General features: G+C 71.7%; 24 protein-coding genes and 1 pseudogene. 10 read left to right on the forward strand and 15 right to left on the reverse strand.

Features of this window, described 5'->3' with window-relative positions:
* Positions 1–407 precede the first annotated feature (407 nt).
* A complete protein-coding gene (locus FHS34_RS32695; protein ID WP_184972244.1) occupies positions 408–1,058 on the reverse strand; it encodes a DNA-3-methyladenine glycosylase in 651 nt (216 codons plus the stop codon).
* A 100-nt stretch (positions 1,059–1,158) separates the two neighbouring features.
* Between FHS34_RS32695 and FHS34_RS32700 the strand changes: the two genes are divergently transcribed.
* The 3 genes from FHS34_RS32700 to FHS34_RS32710 all read left to right on the forward strand — a co-directional run bounded on the left by FHS34_RS32700 (position 1,159) and on the right by FHS34_RS32710 (position 3,201).
* On the forward strand, positions 1,159–1,941 hold the full coding sequence (locus tag FHS34_RS32700) for a sporulation protein (RefSeq protein WP_184972246.1): 783 nt from the start codon (positions 1,159–1,161) through the stop codon (positions 1,939–1,941).
* 45 nt (positions 1,942–1,986) lie between these two features.
* Positions 1,987–2,526 (forward strand): YbhB/YbcL family Raf kinase inhibitor-like protein, encoded by a 540-nt coding sequence (locus FHS34_RS32705; RefSeq protein ID WP_184972248.1) that lies wholly within the window; start codon positions 1,987–1,989, stop codon positions 2,524–2,526.
* A gap of 168 nt (positions 2,527–2,694) precedes the next feature.
* Positions 2,695–3,201, forward strand: a complete 507-nt coding sequence (locus FHS34_RS32710) for an HNH endonuclease (RefSeq protein ID WP_184972250.1) — start codon at positions 2,695–2,697, stop codon at positions 3,199–3,201.
* A gap of 115 nt (positions 3,202–3,316) precedes the next feature.
* Here FHS34_RS32710 and FHS34_RS32715 read toward each other — a convergent pair whose 3' ends face one another.
* From FHS34_RS32715 to FHS34_RS32725, 3 genes are all read right to left on the reverse strand, one after another.
* The gene (locus FHS34_RS32715) at positions 3,317–4,273 is read right to left on the reverse strand and encodes an SPFH domain-containing protein (RefSeq protein ID WP_184972252.1); all 957 of its coding nucleotides are present in this window, start codon (positions 4,271–4,273) and stop codon (positions 3,317–3,319) included.
* A gap of 123 nt (positions 4,274–4,396) precedes the next feature.
* Positions 4,397–4,828 (reverse strand): NfeD family protein, encoded by a 432-nt coding sequence (locus FHS34_RS32720; protein WP_184972254.1) that lies wholly within the window; start codon positions 4,826–4,828, stop codon positions 4,397–4,399.
* Positions 4,829–4,888: 60 nt separating this feature from the next.
* Positions 4,889–5,686, reverse strand: a complete 798-nt coding sequence (locus FHS34_RS32725) for an ABC transporter ATP-binding protein (RefSeq protein ID WP_184972257.1) — start codon at positions 5,684–5,686, stop codon at positions 4,889–4,891.
* A gap of 149 nt (positions 5,687–5,835) precedes the next feature.
* On the opposite strand from FHS34_RS32725, the gene FHS34_RS32730 reads away from it, so the two are divergent.
* Positions 5,836–6,624, forward strand: a complete 789-nt coding sequence (locus tag FHS34_RS32730; protein WP_184972259.1) for an Rv1486c family protein — start codon at positions 5,836–5,838, stop codon at positions 6,622–6,624.
* A gap of 143 nt (positions 6,625–6,767) precedes the next feature.
* Here the strand turns inward: FHS34_RS32730 and FHS34_RS32735 are convergent, their stop codons facing one another.
* The 3 genes from FHS34_RS32735 to FHS34_RS32745 all read right to left on the reverse strand — a co-directional run bounded on the left by FHS34_RS32735 (position 6,768) and on the right by FHS34_RS32745 (position 8,962).
* Positions 6,768–7,013 carry a chaplin gene (locus FHS34_RS32735; protein ID WP_184972668.1) on the reverse strand — a complete coding sequence of 82 codons (246 nt, stop codon included), beginning with the start codon at positions 7,011–7,013 and terminating at the stop codon, positions 6,768–6,770.
* Positions 7,014–7,182: 169 nt separating this feature from the next.
* The gene (locus tag FHS34_RS32740) at positions 7,183–7,824 is read right to left on the reverse strand and encodes a response regulator (RefSeq protein ID WP_184972261.1); all 642 of its coding nucleotides are present in this window, start codon (positions 7,822–7,824) and stop codon (positions 7,183–7,185) included.
* On the reverse strand, positions 7,817–8,962 hold the full coding sequence (locus FHS34_RS32745; protein WP_184972263.1) for a GAF domain-containing sensor histidine kinase: 1,146 nt from the start codon (positions 8,960–8,962) through the stop codon (positions 7,817–7,819). Before FHS34_RS32745 ends, FHS34_RS32740 begins: the two co-directional genes overlap by 8 nt.
* Before the next feature lie 225 nt (positions 8,963–9,187).
* On the opposite strand from FHS34_RS32745, the gene FHS34_RS32750 reads away from it, so the two are divergent.
* The 3 genes and pseudogenes from FHS34_RS32750 to FHS34_RS32760 all read left to right on the forward strand — a co-directional run bounded on the left by FHS34_RS32750 (position 9,188) and on the right by FHS34_RS32760 (position 11,986).
* On the forward strand, positions 9,188–9,883 hold the full coding sequence (locus tag FHS34_RS32750; RefSeq protein ID WP_184972265.1) for an SDR family NAD(P)-dependent oxidoreductase: 696 nt from the start codon (positions 9,188–9,190) through the stop codon (positions 9,881–9,883).
* Positions 9,880–10,966, forward strand: a pseudogene (locus FHS34_RS32755) (S-adenosylmethionine:tRNA ribosyltransferase-isomerase). The gene FHS34_RS32750 and the pseudogene FHS34_RS32755 overlap by 4 nt, the downstream one beginning before the upstream one ends.
* 297 nt (positions 10,967–11,263) lie before the next feature.
* Complete coding sequence (locus FHS34_RS32760) at positions 11,264–11,986, forward strand: transglycosylase SLT domain-containing protein (RefSeq protein WP_184972267.1); 723 nt, start codon at positions 11,264–11,266, stop codon at positions 11,984–11,986.
* 88 nt (positions 11,987–12,074) lie between these two features.
* Here FHS34_RS32760 and FHS34_RS32765 read toward each other — a convergent pair whose 3' ends face one another.
* Entirely contained in the window at positions 12,075–14,645 is a 2,571-nt protein-coding gene (locus tag FHS34_RS32765; RefSeq protein ID WP_184972269.1) for an ABC transporter ATP-binding protein/permease, read from the reverse strand.
* 253 nt (positions 14,646–14,898) lie between these two features.
* On the opposite strand from FHS34_RS32765, the gene FHS34_RS32770 reads away from it, so the two are divergent.
* Both FHS34_RS32770 and serB read left to right on the forward strand, forming a co-directional pair.
* Positions 14,899–16,878: a streptophobe family protein gene (locus tag FHS34_RS32770; protein WP_184972670.1), complete on the forward strand. Its 1,980-nt coding sequence runs from the start codon at positions 14,899–14,901 to the stop codon at positions 16,876–16,878.
* Positions 16,879–17,232: 354 nt separating this feature from the next.
* Positions 17,233–18,501: a phosphoserine phosphatase SerB gene (gene serB / locus FHS34_RS32775; protein WP_184972271.1), complete on the forward strand. Its 1,269-nt coding sequence runs from the start codon at positions 17,233–17,235 to the stop codon at positions 18,499–18,501.
* Between the two features lie 119 nt (positions 18,502–18,620).
* Here serB and FHS34_RS32780 read toward each other — a convergent pair whose 3' ends face one another.
* The 4 genes from FHS34_RS32780 to FHS34_RS32790 all read right to left on the reverse strand — a co-directional run bounded on the left by FHS34_RS32780 (position 18,621) and on the right by FHS34_RS32790 (position 21,148).
* Complete coding sequence (locus FHS34_RS32780) at positions 18,621–19,139, reverse strand: SixA phosphatase family protein (protein ID WP_184972273.1); 519 nt, start codon at positions 19,137–19,139, stop codon at positions 18,621–18,623.
* A gap of 78 nt (positions 19,140–19,217) precedes the next feature.
* Positions 19,218–19,424, reverse strand: a complete 207-nt coding sequence (locus FHS34_RS32785; RefSeq protein WP_184972275.1) for a hypothetical protein — start codon at positions 19,422–19,424, stop codon at positions 19,218–19,220.
* 230 nt (positions 19,425–19,654) lie between these two features.
* The gene (locus FHS34_RS43560) at positions 19,655–19,774 is read right to left on the reverse strand and encodes an SGM_5486 family transporter-associated protein (RefSeq protein ID WP_263978470.1); all 120 of its coding nucleotides are present in this window, start codon (positions 19,772–19,774) and stop codon (positions 19,655–19,657) included.
* A gap of 57 nt (positions 19,775–19,831) precedes the next feature.
* Positions 19,832–21,148 (reverse strand): CynX/NimT family MFS transporter, encoded by a 1,317-nt coding sequence (locus FHS34_RS32790; RefSeq protein WP_372478624.1) that lies wholly within the window; start codon positions 21,146–21,148, stop codon positions 19,832–19,834.
* A gap of 82 nt (positions 21,149–21,230) precedes the next feature.
* Between FHS34_RS32790 and FHS34_RS32795 the strand changes: the two genes are divergently transcribed.
* The gene (locus tag FHS34_RS32795; RefSeq protein WP_184972279.1) at positions 21,231–21,923 is read left to right on the forward strand and encodes a FadR/GntR family transcriptional regulator; all 693 of its coding nucleotides are present in this window, start codon (positions 21,231–21,233) and stop codon (positions 21,921–21,923) included.
* Here the strand turns inward: FHS34_RS32795 and FHS34_RS32800 are convergent.
* From FHS34_RS32800 to fabG, 3 genes are all read right to left on the reverse strand, one after another.
* Positions 21,901–22,251 (reverse strand): hypothetical protein, encoded by a 351-nt coding sequence (locus FHS34_RS32800; RefSeq protein WP_184972281.1) that lies wholly within the window; start codon positions 22,249–22,251, stop codon positions 21,901–21,903. The genes FHS34_RS32795 and FHS34_RS32800 overlap by 23 nt on opposite strands.
* 159 nt (positions 22,252–22,410) lie before the next feature.
* Positions 22,411–23,178 (reverse strand): enoyl-ACP reductase FabI, encoded by a 768-nt coding sequence (gene fabI / locus FHS34_RS32805; RefSeq protein WP_184972283.1) that lies wholly within the window; start codon positions 23,176–23,178, stop codon positions 22,411–22,413.
* Positions 23,179–23,183: 5 nt separating this feature from the next.
* On the reverse strand, positions 23,184–23,888 hold the full coding sequence (gene fabG, locus FHS34_RS32810; RefSeq protein ID WP_184972286.1) for a 3-oxoacyl-[acyl-carrier-protein] reductase: 705 nt from the start codon (positions 23,886–23,888) through the stop codon (positions 23,184–23,186).
* Positions 23,889–24,077 lie beyond the last annotated feature (189 nt).

A 24,077-nucleotide genomic window follows, 5' to 3' on the forward strand; every position in this document is an offset into this window, starting at 1 on the left:
TACTCACCCTCTCGGGCTTTCCTCCGGGCTTCCCTTCGGTGTTTCCGACTCTATCAGATCTTTTCTCGATCCGATTTCCTCGGTGCTTTCCAGGTTCTCGCTCTCGCGTTTCCCTTTCCGGCGGTTCCGACTCTATCAGATCCTTTCGGCATCCGATTCCCGGTCGGCGGGATTTGTCTGCGGGCTTTTCGGCTTTCGCCTCCGGCCTTTCGACGTTCACTACGTTAGCGGATTCCCTCGGTGACTCATAATCGAGTCTCGCGAGTTCGAATTAGGGCACGCGGGCGCGCCAGAATCGACCCCGCTGAGGGGTTGGAGCTAGGTAGTGGGTTGGCCGCTCCGGCTGCAGGTGATCACCGTACCCGGTTCAGCGGCTCCGGATACATTACGCACCTCGGCAGGCCGAGTCAACTTCGGCGGCGCCGCGGCACGTGGGCCCGGTAGGGGCTGACGGTCGGGTCGCCGGCGACCCAGTAGCGCCACGGATGGAGGTCGCCGTCCCCGCCCTCGCCGGCGACACCGGTACGGGGACCGTTGCGTACCTGGTCGGAGGGGACGGGCGAGCCCGTCAGCATTCTCAGGGGCGTCTCGCCCGAGTCGCAGGCGTCCGTGCCGTCCAGGGCCCGGTCGACCTCCAGCGCCGTGGCCAGCCGGGCCGGCCCCTTGGCCAGTTCCTTGTGGTTCCGGGCCGAAACGCGTCGCTTCCGGGCGAGGTCGGCGCCCTCCACCACTTCCCCCGCACGGAGCAGGACCGCGCTCGCCCGGCCCTCGGGTCCGCACACCAGGTTCATGCAGTGCCACATGCCGTAGGTGAAGTAGACGTACACGTGTCCGGGCGGTCCGAACATCACCGCGTTGCGGGCGGTGCGGCCGCGGAAGGCGTGCGAGCCGGGGTCGTTCGGGCCGTCGTACGCCTCCACCTCCGTGATGCGCAGGGCGATCGGGCCGTCGGGTGTCGTCCGGACCAGGACGCGGCCGAGAAGGTCCGGGGCGACCTCCAGGACCGGGCGGTCGAAGAAGGTACGGGGCAGTGGCGTACGGTCCGGGGGCGCGATCATGCGCTCCGAGGGTAGTCCAGAGGGAGCACGGCGCCGGCGGAACCGGTGGCGGGCGGATCGCGTTTGTACGGGGCGAGGGTCCATTCGTAAAGGGAGAGTCATGGCGTTCAAGAAGCTGCTCGCGAGCCTCGGGGCCGGCGGGGCGTCGGTCGAGACCGTGCTGACCGAGGTCAACGTCGTACCCGGTGGTGTCGTCCAGGGCGAGGTGCGGATCCAGGGCGGGTCCGTGAACCAGGCCATCGAGGGGCTGTCGGTCGGTCTGCAGGCCAAGGTCGAGGTGGAGAGCGGCGACCAGGAGTACAAGCAGGACATCGAGTTCACCAAGGTGCGCCTCGGCGGTGCCTTCGAGCTGCAGGCGGGTGCCGTGCACGCGGTGCCGTTCGGGCTGGAGATCCCCTGGGAGACGCCGGTCACCATGATCGACGGTCAGTCGCTGCGGGGCATGCACATCGGTGTGACCACCGAGCTGGCGATCGCGCGGGCCGTGGACTCCGGTGACCTGGACCCGATCAACGTGCACCCGCTGCCGGCGCAGAAGGCGATCCTGGACGCCTTCATCCAGCTCGGCTTCCGCTTCAAGAACGCGGACATGGAGCGCGGCCACATCCGGGGTACGCGGCAGAAGCTGCCGTTCTACCAGGAGATCGAGTTCTTCCCGCCGTCGCAGTACCGGGGCCTGAACCAGGTCGAGCTGAGCTTCGTGGCCGACGAGCACGCGATGGACGTCGTGCTGGAGATGGACAAGAAGCCGGGCCTGTTCAGCGAGGGCTCCGACACCTACCGGTCCTTCCAGGTGGGTCTGAACGACTGGCAGGGGACCGACTGGGCGGCTTACCTCAACCAGTGGCTGTCCGAGGTCGGCAGCAAGCGCAACTGGTTCTAGGCTCGGGAACTGCTGGTTCCAGATCATCGATCAGGAGGTACCGAGGTGACCGAGCTCAAGCGGCGGCCGCTCCCCCACGACTTCCATCCGCCCGTTCCGTCGTTCACGGTGACGAGTGAGGACGTCGAGGAGGGCGCGACGCTGAGGAGCGCCCAGGTCCATGCGGAGGGCAACACCTCGCCGCAGCTGCGCTGGGAGGGCTTCCCCGCCGAGACCAAGAGCTTCGCCGTGACCTGCTACGACCCCGACGCGCCGACCGGCAGCGGGTTCTGGCACTGGGTCCTGTTCGACATCCCGGCCTCGGTGACCGAGCTGCCGGCGGGTGCGGGCGGCGGCAAGTTCGAGGGGCTGCCCGCGGGCGCCGTGCATGTGCGCAACGACTACGGGACGAAGGACTTCGGCGGGGCCGCTCCGCCGCCCGGGGACGGCCCGCACCGGTACGTCTTCACGGTGTACGCCGTGGACCAGGAGAAGCTGGGTCCGGACGCGGACGTCTCGCCGGCCGTCGTCGGCTTCAACCTCCGGTTCCACGCGATCGCGCGCGCCCAGCTGATCGGTGAGTACGAGAACCCCGGTCAGGGCTGACCGCCCCGCCACGATTCAGCCGAGCGTTCATTGAACGTTTGCCCGCCTCCGGTCTTGGAAGTGATCGGAGGCGGGCATTTTTTATTGCGTTGTCCATCTCGGCGCGCCCGTCCAGAGTTGATCCGAGCCCGCCGGGGGGTGGGCAGGTGCACACGGGAGGTGGGCTGGATGCGTGACACGTTGGTCCTGAACGCGAGCTTCGAGCCGCTGTCGACGGTGACTCTGAACCGAGCCGTTGTCCTGGTCCTCCAGGACAAGGCCGTGGTCGAGCAGGCCCACCCCGAACTGCGCATGCGCGGTGCCGAGGTGGACATACCCGCGCCCCGGGTGATCAGGCTGTGCCGGTATGTGCGGGTGCCGTTCCGAAGACAAGCCCCGTGGTCGCGGCGGGGGGTGCTGGTGCGGGACCGGAACCGGTGCGCGTACTGCGGGCACCGGGCGACGACCGTGGACCATGTCGTACCGCGGTCGCACGGTGGCCAGGACACGTGGCTGAACACGGTGGCGGCGTGCGCGGAGGACAATCACCGCAAGGCCGACCGGACTCCGGAGGAGGCGGGGATGGCTCTGCTGAGGCAGCCGTTCGAGCCGACGCCGGCCGACGCGATGTTGCTCGCGCTGGGGGCCGAGGACTTCGCGGCCCTGCCCGACTGGTTGGCCCGGGACGCCGCCTGACGGTCCGCCGTGAGGGTCCGGCCGGCGCTTCGGCTGCCGGTCGTTCGTGGTCGCTCGCGCGGTTCCCCGCGCCCCTGGGGGGCGCGGGAGGATCCGGCGCTCTGTTCCGTGCCCTCTAGTCGATGTTCGGCTTCTCGCGGCGTTCCGTGCCGCCGCCCCCGTTGCCCGACGAGCCGTTGTTGCCGGAACCGCCGCCCAGCGAGCCGAAGTTGCCCATCGCTCCGGAGAGTCCCTTGAGGGCGTCGCCGATCTCGCTCGGGACGATCCAGAGCTTGTTGGCATCGCCCTCGGCGATCTTGGGGAGCATCTGCAGGTACTGGTAGGAGAGCAGCTTCTGGTCCGGGTCGCCGGCGTGGATGGCCTCGAAGACCGTGCGGACGGCCTGGGCCTCGCCCTCGGCGCGCAGGGCGGCCGCCTTGGCCTCACCCTCGGCGCGCAGGATCTGGGACTGCTTCTCGCCCTCGGCGCGCAGGATCTCGGACTGCCGGACACCTTCGGCCTGGAGGATCGCGGCACGCTTGTCACGGTCGGCGCGCATCTGCTTCTCCATCGAGTCCTGAATGGAGGTGGGCGGCTCGATGGCCTTGAGCTCGACGCGGTTGACGCGGATGCCCCACTTGCCGGTGGCCTCGTCCAGGACGCCGCGCAGGGCCGCGTTGATCTCCTCGCGTGAGGTCAGCGTCCGTTCGAGGTCCATGCCACCGATGATGTTCCGCAGGGTGGTGACCGTCAGCTGCTCGATCGCCTGGATGTAGCTGGCGACCTCGTAGGTGGCGGCCCGCGCGTCGGTGACCTGGTAGTAGATGACCGTGTCGATGTTCACGACCAGGTTGTCCTGGGTGATCACCGGCTGCGGCGGGAACGGTACGACCTGCTCGCGCAGGTCGATGCGGTTGCGGATGGTGTCGATGAACGGGACCACGATGTTGAGGCCCGCGTTCAGCGTCCGTGTGTAGCGGCCGAAGCGCTCGACGATGGCGGCGCTCGCCTGTGGGATGACTTGGATGGTCTTGATCAGGGCGATGAAGACCAACACCACCAGGATGATCAAGACGATGATGACCGGTTCCATCGTCGTTCCCCGTACCCTTCTCCGCCTCGGCGCTTTCGGCAGATCTCATGACTGTTGAAGATCTTGCTGGTCGAGTCTGACAGACCGTCGGGCAACTCGTGAGTCGTTCTCGGTGAGTTGTCCTCACAGGACGATGGCGGTGGCCCCTTCGATGTCCACGACGTCCACCTCCTGGCCGACTTCGTAGGCGCGGCCGGTGTCGAGCGAACGGGCCGACCAGACTTCCCCGGCGAGCTTGATGCGGCCGCCCGACGCGTCGACCCGTTCCAGCACGACGGCCTGTCTGCCCTTCAACGCATCGACGCCGGTGGCGAGTTGAGGGCGCTGTTTGCCGTGCCGGGCCGCGATGGGCCGGACGACGGCGATGAGGGCGACGGAGACGACGACGAACGCGAGGACCTGGATGACCGCGTCGAAGCCGAGGGCGGAGACGACCGCCGCGGCGACTGCTCCCACCGCGAGCATGCCGAACTCCGGCATCGCGGTGACCACGAGCGGGATTCCGAGTGCCGCCGCGCCGACGAGCCACCACACCCATGCGTCGATGTCGTTCACATGGTCATGGTAGGACCGCGGCCGGGCGGCGGACAGGGCGCGAAAGGAAGAGCGGTCGGGTCAGGAGAGGGGCAGGCCCTGAGCGGTCCAGCGGTCGCCGACCTGCTCCACGACGAGCGGGAGGCCGAAGCAGAGGGAGAGGTTGCGGGAGCTCAGTTCCAGCTCGATGGGACCGGCGGCGAGGACCTTGCCCTGGCGGATCATGAGGACGTGGGTGAAGCCGGGGGCGATCTCCTCGACGTGGTGCGTGACCATGATCATCGAGGGGGCGATGGGGTCGCGGGCGAGGCGGCCGAGGCGGCGGACGAGGTCCTCGCGGCCGCCGAGGTCGAGGCCGGCGGCGGGCTCGTCGAGGAGGAGGAGCTCGGGGTCGGTCATCAGGGCGCGGGCGATCAGGGTGCGCTTGCGCTCGCCCTCGGAGAGGGTGCCGAACTTCCGGTCCAGGTAGTCGCTCATGCCGAGGCGGTCGAGGAAGGCGCGGGCGCGCTGCTCGTCGACGTCCTCGTACTCCTCCTGCCAGCCGGCGGTCATGCCGTAGGCGGCGGTGAGGACGGTCTGCAGGACGGTCTGGCGCTTGGGGAGCTTCTCGGCCAGGGCGATGCCGGCCACGCCGATGCGGGGGCGCAGCTCGAAGACGTCGGTGCCGGGGGTGCCGAGGGTCTCGCCGAGGATGGTGGCGGTGCCCTTGCTGGGGTAGAGGTAGCTGGAGGCGACGTTCAGGAGGGTGGTCTTGCCGGCGCCGTTCGGGCCGAGGATGACCCAGCGCTCGCCCTCCTTCACCGACCAGGAGACCTGGTCCACCAGAGCCCGGCCCTCGCGGACCACGGATACGTCCTGAAGCTCCAGAACATCGCTCATGAGCGCGTTGTCTCCCCTTGCAGTGTGGCCGGTCTCGGCTGTCGCGTACGCCTGTGGCTCGGTCGCCGCGCCGGTGGGCGCAGCCCTTATGAAATCTACGCCACGAGTGCCCCGCCCCATTCCATCGGTCCGGTCCTTAGGGTGGGGGCATGCTCTCGGAACCGCGTTCAGGACGCCTCGCCTCTTGGGGAAATGCCCTTTTGGCCGGACTTGTCTCACCAGATGACGCTGTGCTCGCCATCGTGGGCGAGGACACGGTGCACCGGGTGGAGGGGCTGCCCGGTGAGTCCGCGCCGGTCGGGCTGACGCTCGCGCTGGGGCGGCTGCGCACGCTGGGGGTGACCGGGCTGCGGGTGGCGCTGCCCGCCCCTGGGCATCCGCTGGGGCTGAGCGGTCCGCCGGAGTTCAACGCGCGGGCGCTGGAGGCCGAGGAGGCGGCGGTCTGTCACGGTGCCGCGTTCGGGCTGGTGCCTCAGGCGTACGAGGCCGGGCCGGAGGGTGATGTGCACGCCGAGGTGGTCTGGCACGTGCTGCCGGTGCGGGAGGCTCCGCCGGCCGATGTTCCCTCGCTGGGCGAGGCGGAGCGGGAGCTGGCGGAGGCGCTGCGGGACGCGACGGAGGTGCTGTCGAAGCTGGACGTCGCCGGGGCGGGGCCGGTGGCGGAGGCGGCGATCGACGCGTACCGAGCACGGGCCGGGCGGGGCCGCGAGCTGCTGGCGCCGGGATATCCGCCGCGTGCGGTGCGGGTCCTGGAGCTGGCGCAGCGGGTGGGGCTGCTGGTGTCGCTGGCGTACGACAACGGGCACGGGGGTGCGGTGAGCGCCTCGGAGATGGCGGCTCGCGGGGCCGCGCTGCGGCCGGTGGAGCGGACGGCGCGGCGAGCGCAGGTGGCGGCGTACAACTCGTTCGTGGAGGAGCGGGAGCGGGGAGCGCGGTAGGGCTGCCGGTCGACGCGGGTCCCCCGCCGCGGTACGCGTATGACGGTCCCGGCAGGTCCCGGTGCCCGTCGGAGCCGGCCCGCCGGCGGACCGACAGGCCCCCCGGGCGCGCCGGGGGGCCTGGTGTCGTCGCCGGCCGGACCTCAGTGGTTCAGACCGAGGTTGCCGAAGGCCGGGTTCAGGACGCCGATGACGCTCACGCTGTTGCCGACGGCGTTCACCGGGACGTGCACCGGGACCTGGACGACGTTGCCCGAACCGACGCCCGGCGAGCCGTGGGCCGCGCCGTCGGCGTGGGCACCCCCGTGGGCGGAGGCCATGCCCGCTCCGGCGGCCACCAGACCACCGGCCACCATCGTCACGGCCGCTGCCTTCTTCAGGTTCTTCACTGTCAACCCCTCCTGGACGTTCAGCGCGGCGATCGCCGCGGCACGCACTGGAGAACGGCGGAGATCACCGGAGGGTGCGCCATCCGGGTGACATTCCCACGACGGTATGAATCTCGGCCTGGGCCGTAACCCTCCGTGTTGGGCGGCGTGAGGCGTTGGTCAGGGCGTGTCAGCCGGTCACGCCGTGGCGTACGGCCCACAGCGCGGCCTGGGTGCGGTCGGCGAGGTCGAGCTTCATCAGGATGTTGGAGACGTGCGTCTTGACGGTCTTCTCGGACAGGACGAGGGCGCGGGCTATCTCGCGGTTGGAGCGGCCGTCCGCGATCAGGCCGAGCACCTCGCGTTCCCGCTCGGTGAGCGAACTCCCCCTGCCCTGGACGCCGTTGGCCTCCTCCTGGGAGAGCAGGGCGTCGGCGACCTCCGGCTGGAGCAGGATGTGCCCGGCGTGCACGGAGCGGATGGCACCGGCCAGGGCGTCGGGGTCCACGTCCTTGTAGACGTAGCCGGCGGCGCCCGCGCGCAGGGCCGGGACGACCGTGCGCTGCTCGGTGAAGCTCGTGACGATCAGCACGCGCGCGGGGTTGCCGAGTTCGCGCAGCCGGCGCAGCGCGCCGATACCGTCCAGGCCCGGCATCTTGACGTCCATCAGGACGATGTCGGGCCGCAGTTCCTCGGCGCGGTCGACTCCCTCGGCGCCGTCGGCGGCCTCGCCGACGACCTCGATGTCGTCCTGGACCTCCAGGAAGGTGCGCAGGCCCCGGCGGACGACCTGGTGGTCGTCGACGAGCAGCACCCTGATCGGTTCAGCCACCGGGAACCTCCATCTCGATCGTGGTGCCCTTGCCGGGCGCCGATTCCACGGTCAGTGAGCCGCCGACCCCGCCGGCCCGGTCCCGCATCGAGACCAGGCCGAGGTGGCGTCCGGCGCGGCGGACCGTCGTGGGGTCGAATCCGCTGCCGTCGTCGGTGACCCGCAGGACGGCGCCGCCGCCGCGCCGCTCCACGCTCACGTCGACGTGTGCGGCCCCGGAGTGGCGCAGGGCGTTGTGCAGGGCCTCCTGGGCCACCCTGAGCAGGGCCTCCTCCTGGGAGGCGGGCAGGGCGCGGAAGCCGTTGCTGGTGAAGGTCACGCGGGCGGTGTGGGCGCGGTCGAGGACCTGTGTCTGGGTGCGCAGGGTGGCGAGCAGGCCGTCCTCGTCCAGCGCGGCGGGCCGCAACTCCACGACGGCGGCGCGCAGTTCGTCGGCGGCCTCGGCGGCGAGGCAGGCCACCTGGTGCAGCTCGCCCTTGGCGCGGGTGGAGTCGCGGTCGACGAGCGCGGCCGCCGCCTGGGCGGTCAGCCGCAGGGAGAACAGCTTCTGGCTGACCGCGTCGTGCAGTTCGTGGGCGAGGCGGGAGCGTTCCTCGGCGATGGTCAGTTCGCGGCTGCGCTCGTAGAGGCGGGCGTTGGTGAGGGCGATGGCGGCGTGCTGGGCGAGGATGGCGAGCAGTTCCTCGTCCTCCTGGGTGAAGCCGCAACCGCCTTCCGGCCTGGGGCAGCGTTTGTTCGCGAGGAACAGTGCCCCGAGGACCTCCTCGCCGTCCTTGATCGGCAGGCCCAGGAAGTCGGCCAGGTCGGGGTGGGCGGCCGGCCAGCCCTCGAAGCGGGGGTCCTTGCGCACGTCGGCGAGGCGTTCCGCCTTCGCCTCGCGCAGCATCGCGGCGAGGATGCCGTGCTGGCGCGGGAGCGGGCCGATGGCACGCCACTGGTCGTCGCTGACGCCGTCCACGACGAACTGGGCGAAGCCGCCGTGGTCGTCGGGGACGCCGAGGGCGGCGTACTGCGCGTCGAGCAGGTCACGGGCGGAGGCGACGATCGTCTTGAGGACGTCCCGCACCTCCAGGTGCCTGCTCATGGCCAGCAGCGCGGAACTCACCGCGGCGAGGCCGGACCGGGGGCCTTGACTCATGACCTCACGGTACCGGCGGGGTGTGACAGCGCGGATCGGACCGGTGACGGCCGGAACCGGTCCGCTGGACGTAGGGCCGGCGGCGTAGGTCCCGGGCCCGGGGCGGGGGGCGTACGCCGAAGGGCCCCGGCGCTCTGCGGCCCGCGTCCGAGGCGGCCGGGGCGGTGCCGTTCCTACGGTGTGGTCACCGCCCGGCCGGGGCGGCAGCGACGAGGGGCGGTAGTCATGCCGGTGGCGATCATCACGGGGGCGTCCAAGGGTCTGGGGCGGGCGCTCGCCGAGGCGCTCGCGGCGCGCGGGTGGGATCTGGTGCTCGACGCCCGGGGCGCCGGCGCCCTGGAGGAGGCCGCGGGAGCCGTCACGCGGCACGGGACGCGGGTGACGGCACTGCCCGGACGCGTCACGGACGGCACGCACCGGGCCGAGCTGGTGGCCGCCGCCTGGCGGCTCGGCGGTGTCGACCTGGTGGTGAGCAACGCGAGCGCGCTGGGCGCCGAGCCGCTGGTGCCGCTGGCGGAGCTGCCGCCGGCGGGGCTGCGGCGGGCGCTGGAGGTGAACGTGGTGGCGGCGCTGGGCCTGGTCCAGGAGGCGCTGCCGCTGCTGCTGGCCTCGCCGGCGGGCGCGGTGATCACGGTCAGCTCGGACGCGGCGGCGGAGGCGTACGGGACGTGGGGCGGCTACGGCGCCTCGAAGGCGGCCCTGGACCAGCTCGCCGCGGTGCTCGGTGTGGAGGAGCCGGGGCTCAGGGTCTGGGCGGTGGACCCGGGCGACATGGCGACGGACCTGTACGCGGCGGCCGTGCCGGGTGACGACGGTCCACGTCCGGCGCCGGCCGCCGTCGTACCGGCGTTCCTGCGGCTGCTGGACGAGCGGCCGGCGAGCGGGCGGTATGCGGCGCCGTCCTTGCTGGAGGGGCGATGAGGACCGTCGTGCGGGTTCCGCAGGAGCTGTCCGCGCGCGGGCCGGCCGAGCAGCGGGGGCCGGGGCTCGGCCGGGACGACGTACGGCTGCTGGTGTCCCGGGGCACGCGGGTGGCGCATCACGCGTTCCGCGAGCTGCCGGGGCTGCTGCGGGCCGGGGACCTGCTGGTGGTGAACACCTCGCCGACGCTGGCCGCCGCGGTGGACGGTCGGATCGGGCACGCGCGCGTGGTGGTGCACTTCTCGGCGCGCGGGGACGACGGCCGGTGGGCGGTCGAGCTGCGGGAGCCGGACGGGCGGGGTACCACGCGCGCGTGGGCGGGCTCGCCCGCGGGGACCGAGGTGTCGCTGCCGGGCGGGGGCCGGCTGGTGCCGGAGGAGCCGCTGAGCGCGCGTGGGGAGCGGCTGTGGTGGGCGCGGGCCGCCGGGGCGGAGGTCCGGGAGGTGCTGTGGGAGCACGGGCGGCCCATTCGCTACTCCTATACGGAGCGGGACCAGCCGTTGTCCGTGTACCAGACGGTGTTCGCGCTGCGGTCGCCGGACGGGGCGGGCAGTGCGGAGATGCCCAGTGCGGGCCGGCCCTTCACCGGGCGGCTGGTGGCGGAGCTGGTGAGTCGCGGGGTGCGGTTCGCGCCGGTCACGCTGCACACGGGGGTGTCGTCCGCGGAGGCGCACGAGCCGCCGTACCCGGAGCGGTTCTCGGTGCCGGGGGCGTCGGCGCGGCTGGTCGACGGGGTGCGGGCGGAGGGCGGGCGGGTGATCGCGGTCGGGACGACGGCCGTGCGCGCCCTCGAGTCGGCCGCCGGGCCGGGACGGGGCCGTGCGGGCGGCCGAGGGGTGGACGGACCTGGTGGTCACGCCCGAGCGCGGGGTGCGGGTGGTGGACGGGCTGCTGACCGGGCTGCACGAGCCGGAGGCCTCGCATCTGCTGATGCTGGAGGCGGTGGCCGGCCGGGCGGCGGTCGACCGTGCCTACGGGGAGGCGCTGCGCGGGCTCTACCTGTGGCACGAGTTCGGCGACGTCCATCTCATCCTCCCGGAGGAGGATGCTCACACAGGGCATTGCGATGGCAACGCACAGTGAGAAGGTGTGACGTTCCATGTGAGCCCGCGCATAGGGCCCACATCACGTACGAAAGGGCATAGGAGATAAACCCTCCCAGATGAACGGGAAAGACGGTTCCGTCTGTCCTATTTTGCCCTTCCCTGATCCACTATCGAGGATAGTACGTCACACCTTTGCCTGGGCATTTTGCGCCCGCTAAGAATGGCTCCGTCGCTCAGCGCCGCGGATTCCCGCCGCGGCGTTCGTGCGGGAGGAGCCGATTCCCCCAGCGGACGCAGGAGCGACCTCCGCGCTACTCGAAGAGGTCCATCAGCCATGCCCAAGAACATCTTCAACCGTGCTCATAGTCGTACGCTGACCAAGCAGCGCAAGGTCGCCGTCGCCGGCGTGGCCGCCCTCGGCACCGCCGCCCTCGCCCTCTCGGCCGCCCCCAGCAACGCCGAGACCGTCACCACCGGCGCCCCGGCCGTGACCACGCAGGTCGCCTCCGGCACGGTCCTGAAGAATGTCAAGGGCACGGTCACCGACCAGCTCGCCGCCCAGAACGTCAAGCTCGACACCTTCGCGGCGCAGAAGAAGGCCGCCGACGCCGCCGCCGCGAAGAAGGCCGCCGAGGCCGCAGCCGTGAAGAAGGCCGCGCAGCAGCGCGTCGCCGTGCAGGCCGCCACCCGCTCCACGCAGCGTCTGCAGATCCAGCCGGTCGCCGCGAAGACCTACGCCAACAACCTCGACGGCTGGATCCGGCAGGCCCTGGACATCATGAAGACCAAGGGCATCCCGGGCAGCTACCACGGCCTGCACAAGAACATCATGCGGGAGTCGTCCGGCAACCCCATGGCCATCAACAACTGGGACATCAACGCGATCAACGGCATCCCGTCGAAGGGCCTGCTCCAGGTCATCCCGCCGACCTTCAGCGCGTACCACGTCCCCGGCACGTCCTGGAACATCTACGACCCGGTCGCCAACATCACCGCCGCCGCCAACTACGCGGCCGACAAGTACGGTTCGATCGACAACGTGAACAGCGCGTACTGAGGTCGGCGCGGACCTCTGACGTAACGCGGAAGGGCGGCACCCCTCGGGGGGATGCCGCCCTTCACGTCGTTCGGACGCGGTGACGCCGTTACTTCCGCATGACCTCCGGCTCGTGCCGGCGCAGGAAGCGGGACACCAGGAAGCCGCAGACCACACCGAGCACGATCAGCGCGACCATGTTCAGGCCCCAGGCCGAGGCCGCGTGGTCCCACAGGGGGTCGGTGCTGCCCGGGTCGTCGGTGTTCGGGGCGATGTTGTTGAAGTCCAGCGTGGCGCCGGCCGCGGCGACCGCCCAGCGCGACGGCATGAGGTACGAGAACTCGTTGACGCCGACGGTGCCGTGCAGGGTGAAGAGGCAGCCGGTGAAGACGACCTGGATGATCGCGAACATCACCAGCAGCGGCATGGTCTTCTCGGCGGTCTTCACCAGCGAGGAGATCACCAGGCCGAACATCATCGAGGTGAAGCCGAGCGCCATGATCGGCAGGCACAGCTCGAACAGCGTGGAGCCGCCGAGGACGAGCCCCTCCTTCGGGATCTCCCGGCTGGAGAAGCCGATCAGGCCGACCATCAGGCCCTGCAGCACGGTGACCGCGCCCAGCACGACCACCTTGGACATCAGGTACGCCGACCGGGACAGGCCGGTCGCCCGCTCCCGCTCGTAGATGACCCGTTCCTTGATCAGCTCACGCACGGAGTTCGCGGCGCCCGCGAAACAGGCACCGACCGCGAGGATCAGCAGGACGGTGGTCGCCGTGCCGTTCGGGATCGGCACATGGGTGCGCGGATTGACCGGGTTGACCAGCAGGCCCTTGTCCGAGTCGATCAGCAGGCTGACCGCGCCGAGGACGGCGGGCAGGATCACCGTCAGTGCCAGGAAGCCCTTGTCCGAGGCGATCACCGACACGTAACGCCGGATGAGGGTCATCAGCTGCGAGCCCCAGCCCTGCGGCTTGGGCGGCTTCATCGCCTGCGGCGGGGGCATGGGTACGGACTGCGGGGCTATCGCGTCGATCTCCGCAGCGTACATCTGGTAGTGCTGCGAGCCCTTCCAGCGGCCCGACCAGTCGTAGTCGCGGTAGTTCTCGAAGGCGGAGAAGACATCGGCCCAGCTGTCGTAGCCGAAGAAGTTCAGCGCCTCCTCCGGCGGGCCGAAGTAGGCGACCGCACCGCCCGGCGCCATCACCAGCAGCTTGTCGCACAGCGCCAGCTCGGCCACCGAGTGGGTCACGACCAGGACCGTACGGCCGTCGTCGGCGAGGCCGCGCAGCAGCTGCATGACGTCACGGTCCATGCCCGGGTCGAGACCGGACGTCGGCTCGTCCAGGAAGATCAGCGACGGCTTGGTGAGCAGCTCCAGGGCCACCGACACACGCTTGCGCTGGCCACCGGAGAGCGAGGTGACCTTCTTGTCCTTGTGGATGTCGAGCTTCAGCTCGCGCAGCACCTCTTCGATGCGGGCGTCGCGCTCCTGCGCCGTGGTGTCGGCGGGGAAGCGCAGCTTGGCCGCGTACTTGAGGGCCTTCTTGACGGTCAGCTCCTTGTGCAGGATGTCGTCCTGCGGGACCAAACCGATGCGCTGGCGCAGCTCGGCGAACTGCTTGTACAGGTTCCTGTTGTCGTACAGGACCTCGCCCTGGTTGGCGGGCCGGTAGCCGGTGAGCGCCTTGAGCAGGGTCGACTTGCCGGAACCGGACGGGCCGATGACGGCGATCAGCGACTTCTCGGGTACGCCGAAGGAGACGTCCTTGAGGATCTGCTTGCCGCCGTCGACCGTGACGGTCAGATGGCGGGCCGAGAAGGAGACCTCACCGGTGTCGACGAACTCCTCGAGGCGGTCGCCGACGATCCGGAACGTCGAGTGGCCGACGCCGACGATGTCGCTCGGGCCGAGCAGCGCCGAGCCGCCCTTGGCGATCGGCTGACCGTTGACGTAGGTGCCGTTGTGCGAGCCGAGGTCGCGGATCTCGAAGCGGCCGTCGGGCGTGGCGTGGAACTCCGCGTGGTTCCGGGAGACCTGGAGGTCCGAGACGACCAGGTCGTTCTCCAGGGCACGGCCGATGCGCATCACGCGGCCGAGCGCGAACTGGTGGAACGTGGTCGGGCTGCGGTCGCCGTAGACCGGCGGAGCCCCCGCGCCGCCACCGGGCGTCTTCTGCGCGTACTGGTCGGCGGGGCCGGCCTGCTGCTGCGGGAACGCGGGCGGCTGCTGCCAGCCTGCCTGGGCGGCCTGCTGCTGCGCCGGCGCCTGGTGCGGCACGGCCGCCTGCTGCTGCGCGACCGCCTGCTGGGCCCAGCCGGGCGCGCCGGCGCCCTGCGCCGCGTACGGCGCCGACTGCTGCTGGTCCGGTGCGGCGACCGGTGCGGCGGCGGCCGACAGATTCAGCCGCGGTCCGTCGGTCGCGTTGCCGAGGTGCAGCGCCGAGCCGGGCCCGATCTCCAGGTGCTGGACCCGCTGGCCCTGTGCGAACGTGCCGTTGGTGCTTCCATGGTCCTCGATCGCCCAACTACGGCCGTTGAAACTGACCGTGGCGTGGCGCCAGGACACCCTGGCGTCGTCGAAGACGACGTCCCCCTGCGGATCGCGTCCGAGCGTGTATGCCCTGGACGGATCAAGTGTCCAGGTACGTCCGTTTGTTTCGAGTACGAGTTCCGGCACTCCATGCCCCACTGAGTTGTCCCCCGAGTTACCCCCATCACAGGGAGTCTAGGGATGTCGAACATCGGGGGGAACTATTTCAGGCTCCGCCGCCTGACCGAAACCCGGGCCTTGCCAGGCGCTCCCGCACACGCTCCAACTCGCCCCGTTGACGGGGTTGAAACCGGGCCGGAAAGTGGTAATCCCCGCGAGGGGGACAAGCGCGGCCGTCAACGCCGCCACGTGGATCGGGGGGTCTGCGATGAGTGCTGTCATGGGCGTCGAGAGCGCGCGGCACCGTGCGCCGCTGCCCTGGGGGAACATCCTGCTGTCCGCGATCGCCTCCGTGAGCTGGGCGTTGACCGGCATGGCGGCCACGGCCGCGCTCGGCCTGCATCTGCTCCAGGCGGACTCCGCGGGGTCACTGGGCCCCATGACGGCGGCCGTTGTGGCACTCGGGGCGGGTGGTTCGGTCTCACCGGCGGGTGATGTGTCGGCTTTTGGACTGAAAGGCGCTGCGGCCCACACCGCCGTCGAGATCACGCCACTCGGTGTGAGCCTGGTCGGGGCGCTGCTGCTGTCGTGGTTCTTCCTACGGTCCCTGCGCACGGCCGGAGTCGTGGTGGCGCCGGCCGAACTCCTCGCGCGTGCGGGCTCGGTGGTCGTGCTCTTCACCGCGATGCTCGGCGGTCTCGCGTGGGCCGGCCACGACGTCATCACCATCGACGGCGGCTCCATGGGCCTGGACGAGCTGCCGGGCGGAGGCGGCAAGGGGGGCGGCGGACTGAGCCTTCCGGGGCTCGGCGACGTGAGCGGACTGCTGCCGGACCGGATCGGCGACCTCATCGACGCCAAGGCGGCCGTCGGTTTCACCGTGGACACCTCGGCCACGCTCCTCGGCGGTCTCGGCTGGTGCGCGGGCGTCCTGCTGGTCGCGCTGCTCGCCGCCCGCCGCGCTCCCCTGCCTCCCGGCTGGGCGGTCGTGCACCGGGTGGTCCGTCCCGCGGCCTCGGCGCTCGTCACCGTTCTGCTGGTCGCCGTGGCGGCGGGGCTCGCGGCGGCGGCGTACGCGGCGATCGGCGACGACCATCCGCGGCGGATCGCCGGCGCGGCGCTGCTCGGCGCGCCGAACGGGGTCTGGCTCGGTGTGCCCCTCGGCCTGTTCGTCCCCTGGGACGGCAAGGCGACCGGCGTCCTCGTCACCCTGCTCCCGCACCCGATGGACCAGCTCCTCGCCGGGCGGTCCGGCCGGCCGGTGACGGTGGGCCGGCTGGCCGGTCTGGACGGACGGGTGTGGCTGCTGGCGGTGGCCGCGGTGCTGATGATCCTGCTGGCCGGGGTGCTGACGGCGGTCCGCACACCGCTTCTCCGCACCCCGGCGGGCCGCTCGGCGGCGGACCACACCCCGGTGGGCCGCACCCCGGTGGTACGGCCCGCCGGCGGCGCCCTCGGCTTCGCCGGCCGGTGCGCGCTGCGGCTGGGTGTCGCGACCGCGCTCACCCTTCCGCTGCTCGCCTGGCTGACGGACGTGTCCGTGAACGCCGCCCTGTCCGTCCTCGGCCTCGACGTCTTCGGCGCCGGACTCGACCTGCACGGCCGGCTGGGCCCGGCGCTGCTGCTGGGCGCCGCCTGGGGTGCGGGCGCCGGGGCGGTGGGAGCACTGCTGGCCTGGACGAGCGGGGCGGCGGGGACACGGGCGGTACCCGCGGCGAGGGTGGGCGCGGCGGTGGGCGCCGGGGCGGCGGGAGACGCGCCACCGGGGGCCGGGGTACCGGGGCGGGAGGCCGCGGCGGACCGGGCAGGGGGTCCGTCGGCGCGAGCCGGTGGTTCCGGGTACGACGCGTGGGGCCAGGGCGCCGGGGACGACGCGTACGGCCACGGTGCCGGGGACGAGTACGGCCACGGTGTCGGGCGAGGCGGATCGGGCCGCGGCGCCGGGCCGGGCGGTGGCGGTGCCGACGGGCGCTTCGGTCCCGGCTCCGGGGCGGGGCCGTACGTGCCCGGCGGCCCGTACCGGCCGCCGAACCCCGACACCAATCCGTATCTGCGGCTGCCGGAGGAGCCGCGGGACATCTGGCCGCCCGCCGCGGGGCAGGACGTGTACGACGCCCCGACCGTCGCCGGCCCCCTCGGCCCCGAGCCACCGCCCCGGAGGCGACGGCCACCGCGCCCGGGCGAGCGCGAGCCCCGTACGCCGGACGACGGACCACCACCGCCCCCGCCCCCGCCGGGGGCGCCCGAGCGGCGCGGTTGAGCGGCGCGGTCGAGGGGCCCGGCGAGGTGCGCCGCCGAAGTGCGCGGCACGAGAGACCAGGGCGCATGGGCAGGGGGCGGGCGCAGGGAGCGGGGCGTACGGCCGGAGGCCGGGGCTCGCGACCGTACGGCCTGCGTGATCGTGGCGTCGCCCGGGCCCCTGGCCTGCGTGGATCGCCGTCGGCGGCCCGGCGTGGCACGCTCGTGGTGAAGCCGGGGCGCCACCCGCCGCACGCGCGCGGTACCGATTCCCGGCGGCAAGGTTCCTGACACCGGCCCGCCACTCATTGTTCCGTGTCCGTCAGGCGGACCTCGCGGGCGTGCGGCACTGGGTGCCGGATACGGTGGTGACACCATGAGCGCTTCGCAGACTCCCGCTTCGCAGACTCCCGTTTCGGGGACTCCCGCTTCGGGGACTCCCGCTTCGGGGACCTCCGAGGTCCCCACCCTCCTCGTCAAGATCTTCGGCAGGGACCGGCCGGGCATCACGGCGGGTCTCTTCGACACCCTCGCGGCCTTCCTCGTCGACGTGGTCGACATCGAGCAGGTCGTCACCCGGGGCCGCCTGGTGCTGTGCGTGCTGGTCACCCAGCCGCCGGCCGGCCTGGAGGGTGACCTGCGGGCCACCGTGCACAGCTGGGCCGAGTCGATGAAGATGCAGGCGGAGATCATCTCGGGGCACGGCGACAACCGCCCGCGCGGCCTCGGGCGCTCCCTGGTGACCGTCCTCGGCCATCCGCTCACCGCCGAGTCGACGGCCGCGGTCGCCGCCCGGATCGCGAAGGCCGGGGGCAACATCGACCGTATCTTCCGGCTCGCCAAGTATCCGGTGACGGCGGTGGAGTTCGCGGTGTCGGGCGTGGAGACCGAGCCGCTGCGCACGGCCCTGGCCTCCGACGCCGCGGCACTGGGTGTCGACATCGCCGTCGTCTCGGCGGGACTGCACCGGCGGGCCCAGCGGCTGGTGGTCATGGACGTGGACTCGACCCTGATCCAGGACGAGGTCATCGAGCTGTTCGCCGCGCACGCCGGCTGTGAGGACCAGGTCGCCGAGGTGACGGCGGCGGCGATGCGCGGGGAGCTGGACTTCGAGCAGTCTCTGCACGCGCGCGTGGCGCTGCTGAAGGGGCTGGACGCGTCGGTGGTGGACAAGGTGCGGGAGCAGGTCCGGCTGACGCCGGGCGCGCGTACCCTGATCCGCACCCTGAAGCGGCTCGGCTACCAAGTGGGTGTCGTCTCGGGTGGGTTCACGCAGGTCACCGACGATCTGCAGGAGCGGCTGGGCCTGGACTTCGCGCAGGCCAACACGCTGGAGATCGTCGACGGCAAGCTGACCGGCCGGGTGACCGGCGAGATCGTGGACCGGGCGGGCAAAGCGCGGTTGCTGCGCCGGTTCGCCGCGGAGGCCGGGGTGCCGCTGGCACAGACCGTGGCGATCGGTGACGGCGCCAATGACCTGGACATGCTGAACGCCGCGGGTCTGGGCGTGGCCTTCAACGCCAAGCCGGTGGTGCGGGAGGCGGCGCACACGGCGGTGAACTTCCCCTTCCTCGACACCGTCCTGTACCTCCTCGGCGTCACCCGGGAAGAGGTCGAGGCCGCCGACACGCACGACGAGGGCTGATCGGGACCGGCCCGGCACGCACGACGGAGGCCGGGCGGCTCCTTCCGGCCGTCGTGGGGGCCCGGTACCCCCCGGGGGTGCCGGGCCCCGCGTCGTCGGCTGACCGGGTCAGCGCCGGGTCACTCGGAGGGGGCCCAGTAGTCCGTGAGCTCGGCCGCGCCGGGCTCGACGCCCTTCCAGGGGCCCTCGAAGGACAGCACGGCGAAGCCGGCGGCGGGGAAGCCCCGCCGGTTCATCCGTTCCCGGGCGTCGCCGTCGGCCGAGCCGGCCAGGATGTCGGCCAGGCCGTGCACGCCGGGGTTGTGGCCGATCAGGATCACGCTCCGCACGTCGTCGGGGAGCTCGTTGAGCACGGCGATCAGCTCGCCGGGCGAGGCCTCGTAGACCCGCTCCTCGTAGACGGTTTTCGGCCGGTGCGCCAGCTCGTGGACGGCGAGCTTCCAGGTCTCCCGGGTGCGGGTCGACGTGGAGCACAGGGCCAGGTCGAAGGCGATGCCGGTGTCGGCCAGCTTGCGTCCGGCGACTGCGGCGTCCGTGCGGCCCCGCTCTGCGAGCGGGCGCTCGTGGTCGGGGACCTGGGGCCAGTCGGCTTTCGCATGCCGGAAGAGGACGATCCTGCGGGGTTCTGCGACGCTCATGGCATCCAGCTTCGCATGAAACAGGCCACCCGGCGCAGGGAGTTGACATGCGGATTCACCGCGCGAGGGGGCTTGCCGTCAGCGCGCGAGGAGCTGCTGGGCGCGCTCCAGGAGACGGGCGATCGCCGGGTCGCCGCTCGCCGCGTGGGCGTCCGACGGGTTGAGTATCAGCGCGAGCAGCACGATGAAGGCGAGGGTGGGCAGGGCCAGCGCCCACCAGGGCAGCCGGATGTCGACGCCGCCCGTGGTCGCCGGGTGGGGCAGGGGGTGGGTGCGGGCCGGCATGGTCGCCTCCGTGGGTCTTCGAGCTCGTCCGTGACCGGCTGGTGCGGTCACATCTCGAAGCTACGGAATCCGGGGCCGCCAACCCATCCGGAGTTCCACCCAGTTGACCCTGACCCTGGCCCCCTAGGGGATGGTGGGGCCAGCCCCACCATCCGCCGGGTGAAACAGGCGAACCGGGCGAACCGGTGGCACGGGGAACCCGGGGTCCGCGGAACCGGGAGAGGCCGCCGTCAGGGGGACGCGATGGTCGCCACGATGGCGATGATCACGAAGATGGCGAGGAACGCGCCGAAGACGAGCAGCATCTTCTTCTGGCCGTTCTTCGGGTTCGGGTCGAGCACAGGCTGCATGCGCCCAGTCTCGCACCCCGCCCGCGTCCGGCGCCGCCGGGGGCACCCGGCGGCGGTTCAGCGCGTCGCCTCGTCCTCGACCGTGCGGTCGCGGCCCGCCAGGAAGCCCACCGCCATCTGCGGCACCATCAGGGCCGCCATGAGCGCGATCGGCACGCCCCAGCCGCCGCTCTGCTGGTAGAGCACGCCGACCAGCAGCGGGCCGGGGATGGAGAGCAGATAGCCGGTGCTCTGGGCGAAGGCGGACAGCTGGACCACGCCGGGGCCGCTGCGGGCCCGCATGCCGACCATCGTCAGGGCGAGCGGGAAGGCGCAGTTGGAGACGCCGAGCAGCACGGCCCAGGCCCAGGCGCCGTCGGCCGGGGCGAGATACAGCCCGGCGTATCCGGCGAGGCCGCAGGCGCCCAGGACCAGCACGATCGGGCCCTGGTGGGGCAGCCGCGTGGCGACCCGCGGGATCACGAAGGCGAGCGGCACGCCCATCACCATGGTGACGGCGAGCAGCACCCCCGCGGTGCCGGCCGGGACGCCCGCGTCCCGGAAGATCTGCGGCATCCAGCCCATCGTGATGTAGGCGGCCGTGGCCTGGAGGCCGAAGAAGACGGCGAGTGCCCAGGCGGTGCGGCTGCGGGCCATGCGCAGCGGGGCATGCTGTTCCGCGGCCCCGCGCGCGGGGCCCTGCGGCTGGACGGCGGCGGTGCCGCGGTCCCGGACCAGCGGCAGCCAGGGCAGGACGGCGGCGGCGGCGATGGCCGCCCACACGGCGAGGCCGGCCTGCCAGCCGCCGCCCAGGGCGTCGGTCAGGGGGACGGTCACCGCGGCGGCGAGTGAGGTGCCGGCGGCGAGGGCCATCGAGTACAGGCCGGTCATGGAGCCGACCCGGTCGGGGAACCAGCGCTTGACGATGACGGGCATCAGCACGTTGCTGACGGCGATGCCCATCAGGGCGAGGGCGCTGGCGGCCAGGAATCCGGCCGTGCCGCCGACGTACGGGCGTATGAGCAGGCCGGCGGTGATGGCGGCCATGCCGGCGCACACCACGGCGGCCGGTCCGAAGCGGCGGGCCAGGCGGGGCGCGGTGACCCCGAAGACGGCGAAGCAGAGCGGGGGCACCGAGGTGAGCACCCCGGCCACGCTGCCGCTCATGCCGAGCCCGTCGCGGACCTCCTCCAGGAGCGCGCCGAGGCTCGTGATGGCCGGACGGAGGTTCAGTGCGGACAGCACGATGCCGACGACCACCAGCCGGGTGGCCCACGCGCGCGTGCGGCCCACGCCGGCGGTCGTCTCGGACGCTCTGGTACCGGCGGTCCTACCGCGTTCGGTCGGTGACATCGCCGTACGGGTCTCCACTGTCCGGGTTTCCTCACTAGCCATGAGGCACATCATAGAATCATGGGATGATTGTCTGTCCATTCCCGGCGTCTCCGCGCCCGGGTCTTCCGTGCGAAGGTGTGCCATGCCTTTGAGCCACCCGCGCCGTTCGGCGCTGTCCGAGCAGGTCATCGCCGAACTGCGCAACCAGATCACCTCCGGCGAGTGGCCGGTCGGTTCCCGTATCCCGACCGAACCGGAGCTGGTCGATCAGCTCGGTGTCGCCCGCAACACCGTCCGTGAGGCCGTCCGCGCGCTCGCACACAACGGCCTGCTGGACATCCGCCAGGGCTCGGGCACGTACGTCGTGGCCACGAGCGAGCTGGCCGGCGTGATGCACCGCCGCTTCGCCGACGCGGACCCCCGGCACATCGCCGAGCTGCGTTCCACGCTGGAGTCGGCCGCGGCGAAGCTGGCCGCCGAGCGGCGCACCGAGAAGGACCTCAGGCAGCTGGACACGCTGCTGGCGCGGCGCGAGGAGGCGTGGCGGACCGGCGATGCCGAGCCCTTCGTGGCGGCGGACGCCACCTTCCACATGGCGGTGGTGGCCGCCTCGCACAACGACGTGATGACGGCGATGTACGCCGACCTGGGCGAGGTGCTGCGGGACTGGCTGCGCGCGGACGTCGGGGCGGAGCTGAACCCGGAGACGCACATGGACCACACGCGTCTGGTCGACGCGATCCGCGCGGGCGACGCGGAGGCGGCGGCCGCGGAGGCCGCGAGCTATCCGTTCCTGTGCGATCGGGGCCGGTTCAGCGCGCCTTCTGGTGGCTGATCCAGACCGAGCCGATCTCCTTCCAGCACCGGCCGGTGAGCCGTACGGTCATGGCGGGCCCGACGTCCACCGGGGCGCTGTCGGTGTCGATGTCCCACCAGCGGGCGCACTCGATGTGGAGCCGTACGCGGTCGATGTCGACATACGGGTTGTGGCAGTAGGTCACCACCTGGGAGCCGCGCACGGTCGTACGGCACGAGGCGCCGAACCGGCTCGGCGGAGGCGGTTCGCCGTTGCCCACGCGCGCGTGGGGCAGCGCGTCGTACGGCAGCGACAGGACGAGGGCCAGGGCCACGGTCACCGGGGCCAGGCTGCGGGGCAGGCGCACAAGGGGACCTCCTCGGCCGGGCTGGGGAGGGACGTGCGGGGGACGGCGTAATCCAGGGTGCGCCGTCGGCGCGGCGGGGGCCCGGCCGGTGAGCCGAACGGGTGACGCCCCGCTCCCCGCTCGGGGCGGGGAACGGGGCGTCGGTGGTCCGTGCGGGGATCAGGCGCCGATGGCGTGCAGACCGCCGTCGACGTGGATGATCTCGCCCGTGGTCTTCGGGAACCAGTCGCTGAGCAGGGCGACGACACCCTTGCCCGCCGGCTCCGGGTCCTTCAGGTCCCACTCCAGCGGAGCGCGGGTGTCCCACACGGAGGCCAGCTCTCCGAAGCCCGGGATGGACTTGGCGGCCATGGAGCCGATCGGGCCCGCCGAGATGAGGTTGCAGCGGATGTTCTGCTTGCCCAGGTCGCGCGCCATGTAGCGGCTGGTGGCCTCCAGGGCGGCCTTGGCCGGGCCCATCCAGTCGTACTGCGGCCAGGCGTACTGGGCGTCGAAGGTGAGGCCGACGACCGAGCCGCCGTTCTGCATCAGCGGCAGGCAGGCCATGGTCAGCGACTTCAGGGAGAACGCCGAGACGTGCATGGCGGTGGCCACCGACTCGAACGGCGTGTTGAGGAAGTTGCCGCCGAGCGCGTCCTGCGGGGCGAAGCCGATGGAGTGGACGATGCCGTCGAGCCCGCCCAGCTCCTCGCCGACCACGTCGGCCAGGCGCGCGAGGTGCTCCTCGTTGGTCACGTCCAGCTCGATGACCTTGGCCGGCTTCGGCAGCTTCTTGGCGATGCGCTCGGTCAGCGTGGGCCGCGGGAACGCGGTCAGGATGATCTCGGCACCCTGCTCCTGGGCGAGCTTGGCGACGTGGAAGGCGATGGACGACTCCATCAGCACACCGGTGACCAGGATGCGCTTGCCCTCGAGAATTCCGCTCATGGTGATCAGTGACCCATTCCCAGTCCGCCGTCAACGGGAATGACGGCTCCAGTGATGTACGAGGCGTCGTCCGAGGCGAGGAACCGCACCGTCGCGGCGATCTCCTCCGGCTGCGCGTAACGGCCGAGCGGCACCTGAGACACGATGTTCTGGCGCTGCTCGTCGGTGAGCGCCTTGGTCATGTCGGTGTCGACGAAGCCGGGCGCGACGACGTTGAAGGTGAGGTTGCGCGAGCCCAGCTCACGGGCGAGGGAACGCGCGAAGCCGACCAGGGCGGCCTTCGAGGCGGCGTAGTTCGCCTGCCCCGCCGAGCCGAGCAGGCCGACCACGGACGAGATCAGGATGACGCGGCCCTTCTTGGCGCGCAGCATGCCGCGGTTGGCGCGCTTGACGACACGGAAGGTGCCCGTGAGGTTGGTGTCGATGACCGAGGTGAAATCCTCCTCGGACATGCGCATCAGGAGCTGGTCCTTGGTGACGCCGGCGTTGGCGATCAGGACCTCGACCGGACCGTGCTGGTCCTCGATCTCCTTGTAGGCCTGCTCCACCTGCTCCGGGTCGGTGATGTCGCACTTGACGGCCAGGAAGCCGGCCGGCGGCTCACCCGAGCGGTACGTGATCGCGACCTTGTCGCCGGCGTCGGCGAATGCGCGGGCGATGGCGAGGCCGATGCCCCGGTTGCCTCCGGTGACGAGAACCGAGCGGCTCAACGGATCACCCTTTCGATAGCGGTCTGACACACCCGCCCGAACACCTGGATGACAGGCGGCTTCATCGAAAACCTATCGGTACCGCCCTGCGCGGCGTGAAGCGGGCACCGACAGTGGCGCGCGGGTGTCACTGTCGGATTCCTACAGAATGAGGCCGTCCGGTACCCAAACCTGTGGTCCGCCGGCCCG

The organism is Streptomyces echinatus, assembly GCF_014203595.1.
In the GTDB taxonomy this organism is placed as follows: domain Bacteria; phylum Actinomycetota; class Actinomycetes; order Streptomycetales; family Streptomycetaceae; genus Streptomyces; species Streptomyces echinatus.

Excerpts from the sequence above, each read along its gene's own strand:
- FHS34_RS32695 (WP_184972244.1), bottom strand. The coding sequence starts at position 1,058 with ATGATCGCGCCCCCGGACCGTACGCCACTGCCCCGTACCTTCTTCGAC.
- FHS34_RS32700 (WP_184972246.1), top strand. The coding sequence starts at position 1,159 with ATGGCGTTCAAGAAGCTGCTCGCGAGCCTCGGGGCCGGCGGGGCGTCG.
- FHS34_RS32710 (WP_184972250.1), top strand. The coding sequence starts at position 2,695 with ATGCGTGACACGTTGGTCCTGAACGCGAGCTTCGAGCCGCTGTCGACG.
- FHS34_RS32715 (WP_184972252.1), bottom strand. The coding sequence starts at position 4,273 with ATGGAACCGGTCATCATCGTCTTGATCATCCTGGTGGTGTTGGTCTTC.
- FHS34_RS32725 (WP_184972257.1), bottom strand. The coding sequence starts at position 5,686 with ATGAGCGATGTTCTGGAGCTTCAGGACGTATCCGTGGTCCGCGAGGGC.
- FHS34_RS32730 (WP_184972259.1), top strand. The coding sequence starts at position 5,836 with ATGCTCTCGGAACCGCGTTCAGGACGCCTCGCCTCTTGGGGAAATGCC.
- FHS34_RS32745 (WP_184972263.1), bottom strand. The coding sequence starts at position 8,962 with ATGAGTCAAGGCCCCCGGTCCGGCCTCGCCGCGGTGAGTTCCGCGCTG.
- FHS34_RS32750 (WP_184972265.1), top strand. The coding sequence starts at position 9,188 with ATGCCGGTGGCGATCATCACGGGGGCGTCCAAGGGTCTGGGGCGGGCG.
- FHS34_RS32760 (WP_184972267.1), top strand. The coding sequence starts at position 11,264 with ATGCCCAAGAACATCTTCAACCGTGCTCATAGTCGTACGCTGACCAAG.
- FHS34_RS32770 (WP_184972670.1), top strand. The coding sequence starts at position 14,899 with ATGGGCGTCGAGAGCGCGCGGCACCGTGCGCCGCTGCCCTGGGGGAAC.
- serB (WP_184972271.1), top strand. The coding sequence starts at position 17,233 with ATGAGCGCTTCGCAGACTCCCGCTTCGCAGACTCCCGTTTCGGGGACT.
- FHS34_RS32780 (WP_184972273.1), bottom strand. The coding sequence starts at position 19,139 with ATGAGCGTCGCAGAACCCCGCAGGATCGTCCTCTTCCGGCATGCGAAA.
- FHS34_RS32785 (WP_184972275.1), bottom strand. The coding sequence starts at position 19,424 with ATGCCGGCCCGCACCCACCCCCTGCCCCACCCGGCGACCACGGGCGGC.
- FHS34_RS43560 (WP_263978470.1), bottom strand. The coding sequence starts at position 19,774 with ATGCAGCCTGTGCTCGACCCGAACCCGAAGAACGGCCAGAAGAAGATG.
- FHS34_RS32790 (WP_372478624.1), bottom strand. The coding sequence starts at position 21,148 with ATGGCTAGTGAGGAAACCCGGACAGTGGAGACCCGTACGGCGATGTCA.
- FHS34_RS32795 (WP_184972279.1), top strand. The coding sequence starts at position 21,231 with ATGCCTTTGAGCCACCCGCGCCGTTCGGCGCTGTCCGAGCAGGTCATC.
- fabI (WP_184972283.1), bottom strand. The coding sequence starts at position 23,178 with ATGAGCGGAATTCTCGAGGGCAAGCGCATCCTGGTCACCGGTGTGCTG.